The sequence below is a fragment of the Candidatus Deferrimicrobiaceae bacterium genome (assembly GCA_035256765.1).
Classification (GTDB): domain Bacteria; phylum Desulfobacterota; class Deferrimicrobia; order Deferrimicrobiales; family Deferrimicrobiaceae; genus CSP1-8.
On record DATEXR010000189.1, the window covers coordinates 1 to 10,500 of the forward strand.

General features: G+C 67.0%; 7 protein-coding genes. 2 read left to right on the plus strand and 5 right to left on the minus strand.

Annotation, left to right across the window (positions count from 1 at the left end; all coding sequences use genetic code 11):
- The coding region (locus VJ307_06370) for a hypothetical protein (GenBank protein ID HJX73765.1) at positions 1-447 on the plus strand (447 nt) is incomplete at its 5' end.
- Positions 448-468: 21 nt separating this feature from the next.
- Here the strand turns inward: VJ307_06370 and VJ307_06375 are convergent.
- Positions 469-1,026 (minus strand): DinB family protein, encoded by a 558-nt coding sequence (locus tag VJ307_06375; GenBank protein ID HJX73766.1) that lies wholly within the window; start codon positions 1,024-1,026, stop codon positions 469-471.
- 364 nt (positions 1,027-1,390) lie between these two features.
- Positions 1,391-3,007 (minus strand): NAD+ synthase, encoded by a 1,617-nt coding sequence (locus VJ307_06380; protein HJX73767.1) that lies wholly within the window; start codon positions 3,005-3,007, stop codon positions 1,391-1,393.
- Positions 3,008-3,093: 86 nt separating this feature from the next.
- Here VJ307_06380 and VJ307_06385 point away from each other — a divergent pair, with 86 nt between their 5' ends.
- The gene (locus VJ307_06385; protein HJX73768.1) at positions 3,094-4,266 is read left to right on the plus strand and encodes an MFS transporter; all 1,173 of its coding nucleotides are present in this window, start codon (positions 3,094-3,096) and stop codon (positions 4,264-4,266) included.
- A gap of 150 nt (positions 4,267-4,416) precedes the next feature.
- Here VJ307_06385 and VJ307_06390 read toward each other — a convergent pair whose 3' ends face one another.
- From VJ307_06390 to VJ307_06400, 3 genes are all read right to left on the minus strand, one after another.
- Positions 4,417-6,204: an SWIM zinc finger family protein gene (locus VJ307_06390; GenBank protein HJX73769.1), complete on the minus strand. Its 1,788-nt coding sequence runs from the start codon at positions 6,202-6,204 to the stop codon at positions 4,417-4,419.
- Between the two features lie 73 nt (positions 6,205-6,277).
- Complete coding sequence (locus tag VJ307_06395) at positions 6,278-7,054, minus strand: hypothetical protein (protein ID HJX73770.1); 777 nt, start codon at positions 7,052-7,054, stop codon at positions 6,278-6,280.
- Between the two features lie 164 nt (positions 7,055-7,218).
- Positions 7,219-10,500: HsdR family type I site-specific deoxyribonuclease (locus tag VJ307_06400; protein ID HJX73771.1), on the minus strand; the 3,282-nt coding region annotated here is incomplete at its 5' end.

The window sequence follows — 10,500 nt, forward strand, 5'->3', positions numbered from 1 at the left end:
GTACGCGAGATCCGGAAACACAGGCCCGAGGTCGTGATCTGCGGCGACCCGCAGGCCTGGTTTTTCGAGAACCACTACATCAACCACCCGGACCACCGCGCCGCGGCCGTGGCGGCGCTCGAGGCCGTCTTTCCCTGCGCCGAGATGGAGCTTCTGTGGCCCGAGGAGGGGCCGGCGCACAAGGTGCACGCCGTCTACGTCTGCGCGACCCATACCCCGAACACCTGGATCGACATCACCGGCACGATCGACGCGAAGATCGAATCGCTCCGGGTCTACGGAAGCCAGGTGGGGGGGTGGGATCCGTCGGAGAGGATCCGGGAGCGGGCCGGCCGCGAGGCGGAGAGGGCGAACCGGATGCCGGCGGAGAACGAAAGCGGCATTCCCGATCCTCATTCCCCGCCGGTCTACCTCGAAGCATTCCGCGTGATGAAACTCAAGGAGTAGAGGCGGGCGCCCGTGCCCCCGTCAGAACGGGTAGCCGCGCTTCCCCTGCAGCCCTTTGAGACACGCGATCTCCCCGCAGTGGGTGAAGCCGTTCCCCAGGATCCCGTTGTTGATCACGTACCCCACCGTGGACGGCCCCAGCCCGAGCGCGGTGAGGTCGACCGGACGGTCCAGGTCCCTGCCCCGAAGCGAGGCCAGGTAATCGTCCGAGGCGGCGTAGACCGCCTGTGCGTATTTTTTAAGCGCCGGCAGGTCGACCTTCACCGTGCGGCTCCATCCGCTCCAGTCCGGGAACCCCGGCTTCTTCGGGTCGAACGAGGGAGGCAGTTCGCTAAGCCCCGTCTTCCCCTCCCACCCGGCGGCGAACAAGGGGGCGCCCCCTTGGAACATCCCGTTGATGACGCCGTCTTCCGAGACGACCACGTGCGCGTACGTCGCCCCGATCGGCAGCGCGACGCCCGGGGGGATCCAGTGGGCGGCTTCCGGCGTCACGTCCGCCATCGTTCCCTCCAGGATCTCGTGGACCGCCTTCAGCTGTTCCCGAAGCAGTGAAATGACGTTTCGTTCCGCTCCCGCCATGGGATTCCTCCTTTCGGCGACCGACGCCTCCCTGGGATGAGTATCCGATGACCCTGGCGCATCCCGGGTTTCGCGTCACCGGGGACATTCCGGGGACATTCCTATCCGGGTGGGGACACTCCCAGGGGGGACATTCCTATATCGAGTTTTGTGTTGAGGAGTGTCCCCCCCCAGCGTTGAGGAGTATCCCCGCCCATCGCTACGCTTCCGGGACTCCGGCACGCAGGGCGCAATGAGCGGCTTCGCGGCCTCGGCCTGCTCCGCCCATGGCACGCCCCGTTGCGAGGATGCCGGCAACCGGAGGTCCCGTGGCGCAGCGGGGGGTTCCGCAGCGCTGGACGGGACGAGGAAGGCGGAAAGAACGTTACGCGTTCGACCGGTTCGTGATCGGCATGCGGCGGTCCTTGCCCAGGGCGCGCGGGGTGATCTTGACCCCCGGCGGCGCCTGGCGCCGCTTGTACTCGCTGCCGTCGACGAGGGACACGACGCGGCGGACGACCTCTTCGGGGTACCCCGCCGCGACCATCGCGGGGATGCTCCGGTCCTCCTCCACGTACATCCGGAGGATCGGGTCGAGGACCTCGTAGGCGGGCAGCGAGTCCGAATCCTTCTGATCGGGCGCAAGCTCGGCCGACGGGGGCCGGGTGAGCGCCCTCTCCGGGATGACGGCGCGGCCGCAGGTGCGGTTGTAGTGGCGCGAGAGGCTGTAGACGCTCGTCTTGAACAGGTCCTTGATCACGGCGAACCCGCCGGCCATGTCGCCGTACAGGGTCGCGTACCCGACGCTCATCTCGCTCTTGTTCCCCGTGGTGAGCACCAGGTGGCCGAACTTGTTGGAAAGCGCCATGAGGATCAGGCCGCGGATGCGGGCCTGGATGTTCTCCTCCGTCGTGTCGGGGGGATAGCCCCGGAAAGGCTCCGCGAGCTCGGACGCGATCGTCCGGAAGATCTCGCCGATCGAGAGGTCGATGCACCGGATGCCCAGGTTCCCGGCAAGCGCGTGGGCGTCCTCGACGCTCATCTTCGCCGTGTAGGGCGACGACAGCGTCACCCCCAGCACGCGCGAGGGCCCCAGAGCCTCCGCCGCGACCGCGGCGACCAGCGAGGAGTCGATCCCTCCGGAGAGCCCGATGATCGCGCCGGGGAACCGGTTCTTGTCGACGTAGTCGCGCGTGCCCAACACGAGCGCGCGAAAGATCTCCTCGTCGTTTTTCGGGGCGGGCGCGGTGCGCCCCCCCTCTGCCTCCCCGTCCACGTCGCAGAGCAGGAGGTCCTCCTCGAACATCTTCGCCCGCGCCAGAAGCCTGCCTTTCGAGGAGACGACCATGCTTCCCCCGTCGAAGACGAGCTCGTCCTGCCCCCCCACGAGGTTGCAGTAGGCGACCGGGCACCGGGAGGCGGCGGCGTGCCTCGCCACCAACTCCCTCCTCGTCTCCCACTTCCCCGCGTGGTACGGGGAGGAAGACAGGTTGAGGATCAGCCGCGCCCCCGCCCTGGCCTCCCGGGGGAGAGGGCCGCGGCGGACCCAGATGTCCTCGCACACCGTGACGCCGATGGCGGACCGCCCCGCGGGGAAAAGCATCGGTTCCTTGCCCGGGGAAAAATACCGGACCTCGTCGAAGACCCCGTAATTGGGGAGATGCATCTTGCGGTAGATCCCGCGAATGCGGCCGCCCGAGGCGATCCCGGCGGCGTTGTAATTCTTCCCCCCGGCGTCGCGGTCCACGAAGCCGACCACCGCCGTGACCCCTCTCACCTGCCGGGCGATCGTGCGCCATGCCGAGCGGTTCTCCTCGATGAACGAGGCGCGCAGGAGCAGGTCCTCGGGGGGATAGCCCGGAATCGCCAGCTCGGGGAAGACCACGAGCGCGGCTCCCGCCTCCCGCGACCGTTCGACGTAGTCGAGGATCTTCCGGGCGTTCCCCGCGATGTCCCCCACGGTCGTATTGATCTGCGCAAGGGCGATGCGGAGCGGCTTCATGGCATCATTCTCCCGGAAACGGGGCCCGGGGGGAAGAGCGAGTGCGCAGGGTGGAAAAAAACAGCCTCCCGGGTATAGTACCCTGTATGCCGCACTCCCTCTATGACCGGAACTATTACCTCCTGAACGGATCGAACTTTCTCTACTCCCTCTACGGGACGATGTTCATCTTCCTCCCGGCGTTCCTCTACACGCTTCACATCCGGGAGGGACAGATCGGCCTGATCATGGCCACGGGGACGCTCGTCTCCGTGGCGCTCAAGCCGGTCAACGGTCTGTTCGTGGACCGGGGCGGGCGCACCGCGTTCCTGGTCTCCGGCGCCCTGCTCGCCTCCGCCTCCACGATCCCGTGGATCTTCGTGCGGGAAGGAGGCGCGCACCTCTACGCCATCCGCATCTTCCAGGGGGCGGCGTACTCCTTCTTCGCCACCGCCTCCTACGCCTACATCGCCGCGGCCGCCCCCGAAAACCGCCGCGGAGAAGCCCTGGGCGTCTTCGGCCTGTCCTTCTTCCTCCCCACGGCGCTCGGGGGATGGCTCGGGGAGTGGGTGATCGGGAAAGCGGGGTTTTCCGTGCTGTTCCTGTCCGCCGCCGTCATCGCGTTCCTGGCGGGGCTTTTCCCGCTGGGGATGGAGGAGCCGGATCGATCCTCCCGGCTCCCGGTCCGCTCCCTCCTCGATTTCCTCTCCCGGACGTATTTCATCCCGAACACGGCGTCGTTTTTGTTCGGCACGGCGTACGGGTCGATCTTCACGTTCCTCCCCGTCTTTTTGCTGATCCGGAAGGTCTCCACGATCGGGGTCTTCGTGGTGGTCTACGCCCTGACCGTCGTCGGAACCCGGACGCTGGGACGCAAGCTCTCGGACCGGCTGCCGCGCGAGCGGCTTTCCCTTCTCTGCCTGCTCCTCCTGGGGATCGGGATCCTCTTTATCCCGTTCGTCCGGGGACACGTGGGTCTTGCCCTGGTCGCGGCCGTCTCGGGGACGGGACACGGTTTTCTCTTTCCCTCCCTCTCCGCGCTCATCCTCGACCGGGCGGGGAGCGAGAAGGGGGGAATGGCGATGGCGATGTTCACGGGGGCCTTCGACATGGGGCTGGTCATCGGGGCGGGGGCCTTCGGTTTCGTGGCCGAACACCTGGGGTACCGGGCGATGTTCTTCTCCGCTGCCGGCTTCACCGCGGCGGGGGCGCTCTTCTTCTTTACCCAGGACCCGTCGTTCCGGAGAGCATCACCTCCCGGACCCGGGCCACCGGGATAGTCGGCTGCCGGGGCGCCCCGATACCCGTCCCCCCCCCAAGTGCAGGATCGTTCGACGACCCGCAGGAAGCACCGGCACGATATCCGAATGAAGAACGTCGATCGGGACGCTCGCCTCGGCCAGGGGGTCACCCGGCGGGTCGAGCCCGCTTCATTGCCATTTCGCCCGATCGAGCAGCTTCATGAAGTTCCGCTTCGGCTTGTGCGCCGCGCGGACCGACTCCAGGTACCGCGCGAACTCCGCCTCCCGGCCCAGGCGGACCATCAGCCCGCGGATTTGGCGGAGAAGACCGATGGCCGCCCGATACGCCTCGTTGTTCTTGCGCGCGAGCGTCGGCTCGATCTGCTGCCGGTAGACGGGAAGGGCGTCCTCGGGGTGATCCCTCTCCCGCTTGGCCGCAAGCTGCATCCAGAGGTCGTTGGTGCAACCGCCCGCTTTCGCCTCCTGCCAGGCGGCATCGTCGTCCTTCTCCCGAAGGAAGATCCTCACGAGCTCCGAGTGGTCGGCCCGGCCGGACCCTCCCCATCGATCCTTCCGTGTCTCCCGCTTCGCCTCGTCGATCCGTTCGCGCAAATGAGCGAGCGCCTTTTCGCGCCACTCCCCCCAGCGGCCGATCCTGTCCGCGTGGCGCTTCAGGTTCTCATACTGGCCCAGATCCGGCGAGTCCGTAAACCCGGCCCAGGCGAGCGCCATCGCCTCGTCATGCCGCTTCCGGCGGTGATACTCCCCGGCGAGGAACTCCCGGAGCCTCGAATCGGTCCGCCGGGGAAAAGCCTTCAGGCCCCGCTCGGCCCATTCCAACGCGGGATCGTGCTTCCTCGCCTCCTGGAAGGTCTCGGCGATCCGGAGGTAGGCGTACGGGGAGGAAAGGTCGCGCTTCATGACGGCGACGACCGCTTCGACGTCGCCGGTCCGCCGGGCCAGCGTCTCCATGATGTGCGTGATCCGGAAGCGGTTCCCGTGTTTCCCCGGATCGTCCCGGCCCGCATCCAGGGCCGGCACCTGCGCCCACTCGGCCTCCGCCAGATTCCTGTACACGGCCAGTCCCTTCTCGCCGAGGACGTGCGCGTACTTCTCCGCGGCGCCGAAAAACGTGTCCCAGTCCGTGCGGAGCTCCCACTTGAAGAGCCGCCTGGCGAGTTCTTCGGGGTCGGGCTTCGCCTTCCTGCAGGCGGCGTGATGAATATCCTGAAGCCGTTCGAAGATGCCGCCCATGCACCCGTCCGAGTCGTCGATCGAACCCATGGCGTCCTCGACCGCGCCAAGCGCGTGCTCGGCGAGATCGATGACCTCGGCGGCGTGGCCTTCCTTCAAAAGCCCCTCGATCGAGTCGGCCACATCCTCGACGCCCTGCGCGTAGTCGTGCGCCGAGCGGTAGTCGACGAATCCCCCGGTGTCGACGGCGTCGTCGATCGCCTGCCGAAACGTAGCGATGTCCAGGCCCTTCCGCGCCTTCCGAGCGGCTTTCATGAGCAGCCGCTGGCGCAGGCGATCGTCCTCCATGGCTTGTTCCATCAGCATGCCGACGAGCGCGTCCTTCTCCCGCCCGGCAAGGAAGACGCGGACATCGTCCATCGTGACGGAGGGCTTCGCCGGCTTCCCGGGCGACGTCTTGCCTTCCTTTCCTTGTTCGAGCCACGCCAGGCCGACGGCCACGCAATGCTTGCAGAACGCTCCATCGGTCCCCACGGGGCAGGTGCACGAGAATTCGACGTCCCCCTCCTCGACCCACAGCTTCACGCGGTACTCCCGCGTACCCAGAACCCTGGCCGTGAGAATCCCTTCGTGCTCCGCGAGAGCGCGGACCTGCCCTTCGGCGAAGTAGTCCTCGCCGCGCTCGAACGACCGCGCTCCCGCCATCCGGCGCAGGGTGCGCCGGTCCAGCGCCTTCTCCAGCGCGCTTCTCCCGCGAGCGGTCATGGCGATCCTCCGCACCACGATGCCGATGTGCCGCCGGGGGCGGAACCGGTCGGACCGTGCCTGCCGGCGACCAAGGAGGAGTCCGGGCGGATCACTTGACCTGAGCGGCGAGCCATTCGAGGGCTCCCGACGTGGCTTTCCATGCCGAACGATTCCCATGAACGTAAACGATCGCTTCGCTGTCGTCGCCAAAGCCGTGGTAAGGCGGGAGAGAACCGGGCACTTTTCTCTGGCCAAGCAGGTAGGCGGGCACATGCTTATTGTTCCCCACGGCCGCCGCCAGGGCCTCTCTCGCCGCCGGGGAATCTCCGGACTTCCGAAAATCCAGCAACGCCCTCGAATAGGCCCAGGAGGCCATGGCGTCACCCTTGTATTGCTTAAACAAAGCTTCGGCCTCCCCGTCGCGGCCCAGCACGATCAGGCGGGGCATGAGCATGTCACGAATGCCCTGATTGTCGTTGGGATTGAGCCGCAGCATGTCCTTGTAATGTTCGACGGCTTCCTCGCGCCGGCCGGCTTCCCAAAGGCACTGCGCCAGCCCCGCCCGGGCGCGCATGTAAGGACGGGTTCCCAGGAACCCCCAGAAATGGCCCTCGTACTCCCTGAAGTCCTGCTCCCCGATGGCGCGCTCGCCCGCCTCGACGCCCTTGCGATACAGCGCGATGGCGTCCCCAAGGGTTTCCGCCGCTTCCTCCGCCAGGAGCACGAAGGCGTCGGCGCAGTCGGGGGAGATTTCCAGCGCTTTGAGGGCAAGCGCCACCCGCCGCCCGGGGCTCGACGTTTCCCAGGCATCGTACATCAGGGCCTGCGCCCGTCCGACGGCGTCGTCCTTTCCGCCGCCGAAAAAACCGGCCATCATTCCCTCCATGGCGCGGCGGTCCGGCAGTGCGGGTATCCCGGGAACGTCCTTCTTTTGCTTCTTCGCTTTTTGTCGCGTGGCCCGCTTTTTCCCGCCGCCCGATCCTTTCTTCCCGCTCATGCTCCCCCCTCCGGCTCATCGGCATGGATCTTTCCTCTCGCCCCCGGTAGGCATCACCCCAGCACCTCGATCAGTTCGGCGACCACATGTACCTCGTCCTCGCGTGCTTCCGTTAGAACGACCGGCGCGAATTCCGGGTTCTCCGGAACGAGGCGGATCTCGGTGTGCCGCCAGCCTCCCATGCCGTCGCTTACCTTCTCGCTCCTGTACCGCTTGACCGTGTAGCTGCCCCCCGTCTCCGGGTCCTGGATATCGCGGTGCTGGACGAGAACGGTGCGCCCCTGCCGGGATCCCTCCACGGGGCCGCGAAAGAGGCACCACGCTCCATCGGGAACCCGCGGCTCCAGGGAACGGCCGACGACTTGCGCGACGAACATCCCGGGGCGCAGTTTCCGGGCGACCGGAATCTCCGCCCACCCGTCGGGCTCGACCGTCTGCACGTCGCCGAATGCTCCGGCGGCGGCCTTGAGCGAAAGGAGTGGAACGCAGGTGCGGTACTTGTCTTCCTCCTGCGGAGTGACCCGGCGGAAGGGAAGGAGGTCCGCCGGCACGGCCTCTGCGCGGGCGTCGCGCGCCGGTACCGCCTCTTCCGCCCAATCCCGTCCCAGGAGCTCGGCCTGTTCCAGCACGGTCCGGGTCGCCTGCTCCTCCTTGTCCGGCGGATAGCCGTGCTTGCGGAGAACACGCTTCACCATGATCCGCAGCTTCGCGCGGACGCTCTCTTTGACGGTCCAGTCGATCGTGACGTTTTTGCGGACCGTCTCTACCAGCTCCCGGGCGATCGTCCGCAGCGTCTCGTCCCCCAGCACCTGGACGGCGCTGTCGTTGGTCTCCAGCGCGTCGTAAAACGCGACCTCCTCCTCCGCGAGACCGAGCTTCTCGCCCCGGCGGTCCGCCGCTTGCATCTCCCGGGCCAGGGCGATGAGCTCCTCGATCACCTGGGCGGTCTCGACGGCGCGGTTCCGGTACGCCCGGATGGAGCGCTCCAGCATCCCTGCGAACGAGCGCCCCTGCACAAGGTTCTTCCGGGAGCGCGTCCGGACCTCCTCGTTCAGGAGCTTGCGCAGCAGCTCGACCGCAAGGTTCTTCTGCGGCATCCCCCGGACTTCGGCGAGAAATTCGTCGGAGAGGATCGAAATGTCCGGCTTTTTGAGGCCGGCGGCGGCGAACAAGTCGATGACCTGATCCGAGGCAACCGCCTTCGAAACAAGTTGCCGGATCGCGTGGTCGAGGTCTTCTTCCGGCTTCGGACCCGGCGCGCCGGACTTGGCAAGCGCCGCGCGAACCGCCTGGAAAAAGGACACGTCGGCGCGGATTTCAAGCGCCTGCTCGTGCGGGACCGCAAGGGCGAAGGCTTGCGAGAGCTCCGTGACGGCCGCAAGAAGGCGATCCTTGCCGTCCGGCTGGGCGAGGATGTGCTCCTGGGCCGGCGGCAGGAGCGCAAGCCGGTCGACCGGCGCGCCTCCCGTCCAGCGCGACCGGTCGAACCCGTGGAAGAGCCCGCAGCAAATCTCGTATTTTTCCCGCAGGACCGCGACCGCCTCTTCCTGGTCGATGGCGGTCTGGCCGGCGCCGCCGCTCTCCGTGTAGTCGGCGAGCGCCCGCCGAAGCTGATCCGCAAGTCCGAGGTAGTCCACGACCAGCCCGCCGGGCTTGTCCCGGAAGACGCGGTTCACGCGGGCGATGGCCTGCATCAGTCCGTGTCCCCGCATCGGTTTGTCCACATACATCGTGTGCAGGCAGGGCGCATCAAAACCGGTGAGCCACATGTCGCGGACGACCACCAGCTTCATCGGATCGGCGGGGTCCCGGAACCGGTTGGCCAGCGCCTCCCGCCGGGATTTGTTGCGGATGTGCTGCTGCCATTCCAGCGGGTCGGACGGGGAACCGGTCATCACGACCTTGCCGACGCCCCCGGCGTCGTCCTCGTCGTGCCAGTCGGGACGTATCGCCACGATGGCGTCGTAGAGATCCACGCAGATTCGGCGGCTCATGCAGACGATCATGGCCTTGCCGTCCATCGCCTCCAACCGCCCCTCGAAGTGGTTCACGAGGTCCCGGGCGATGAGGCGGATCCGCTTCTCCGTGCCGACCACGGCTTCCAGCGCCGCCCACTTCGTCTTGAGCCTCTCCTTGTGCGCCTCCTCCTCGCCCTCGGTGATCTCCTCGAACTCCTCGTCCAGGCGCGGCTTCTCCGCCTCGTCGAGTTCCAGCCTGGCGAGGCGGCTCTCGTAGTAGATCGGGACGGTCGCGCCGTCCCGGACGGCCCGCTGGATGTCGTAGATGCTGATGTAATCCCCGAACACCGCGCGGGTGTTCTTGTCCGTCAACTCGATGGGGGTCCCGGTGAATCCGATGAACGAGGCGTTCGGAACCGCTTCCCGCATGTGGCGCGCGAACCCGTCGAGGAAGTCGTACTGGCTGCGGTGGGCCTCGTCGGCGATGACCACGATGTTCCGCCGGTCGGAGAGCTTCGGGAAATCGTCGCCTTTCCGTTCCGGAAAGAACTTCTGGATCGTCGTGAAGACGACTCCTCCGCTGGCCACCTTGAGAAGTTCCCGCAGATGGGCCCGATCCGCGGCCTGCACCGGTTTCTGCCGGAGGAGCTCATGGCAGCGCGCGAAGGTTCCGAAGAGCTGGTCGTCCAGGTCGTTCCGGTCCGTGATGGCCACCAGCGTGGGATTCTCCATCGCCGGGTGGAGGATGATCCTTCCGGCGTAGAAGGCCATGGTGAGGCTCTTTCCGGAGCCCTGGGTATGCCAGACCACGCCGCACCGCCTGTCCCCGCCCGGCCGTGAGGCGTCGACCGTGGCTTCGACCGCCCGGGTCACGGCATGGAACTGGTGGTATCCGGCAAGTTTCTTGAGGAGCAGTCCACCGGCCTCTTCCTCAAAGACAATGAAGTGCCGGACAAACCGCAGGAACCGGTTCGGCTGGAACGCTCCCTTGATGAGAACCTCGAGCTGCGGAATGGACGCCGGAGCCGGTTCCTCTCCCTCGATGGTCCGCCACGGCAGGAACCACTCCCGGTTCGCCGTGAGCGACCCGATCCGCGCCCCCAGCCCGTCGGAGACCACCAGCGCCTCGTTGAAGGCGAAGAGCGACGGGACCTGCCGCTTATAGGTCTGCAGCTGGTTGAACGCGGACCAGATGGTCGCGTTCTCGTCGGCGGGGTTCTTGAGCTCGATCACGCCGATGGGCAGGCCGTTGAGAAAGAGGACGATGTCCGGGCGGCGGTTGTGCTGACCTTCGACGACCGTGAACTGGTTCACCGCCAGCCAGTCGTTACTGTCCGGGTCCTCGAAGTCGACCAGCCGCGCCTTGTCGTGGACGAT

What these genes read in the sequence shown, in the direction of transcription:
- VJ307_06375 (HJX73766.1), bottom strand. Translation starts at nt 1,026, where the DNA reads ATGGCGGGAGCGGAACGAAACGTCATTTCACTGCTTCGGGAACAGCTG.
- VJ307_06380 (HJX73767.1), bottom strand. Translation starts at nt 3,007, where the DNA reads ATGAAGCCGCTCCGCATCGCCCTTGCGCAGATCAATACGACCGTGGGG.
- VJ307_06385 (HJX73768.1), top strand. Translation starts at nt 3,094, where the DNA reads ATGCCGCACTCCCTCTATGACCGGAACTATTACCTCCTGAACGGATCG.
- VJ307_06395 (HJX73770.1), bottom strand. Translation starts at nt 7,054, where the DNA reads ATGGAGGGAATGATGGCCGGTTTTTTCGGCGGCGGAAAGGACGACGCC.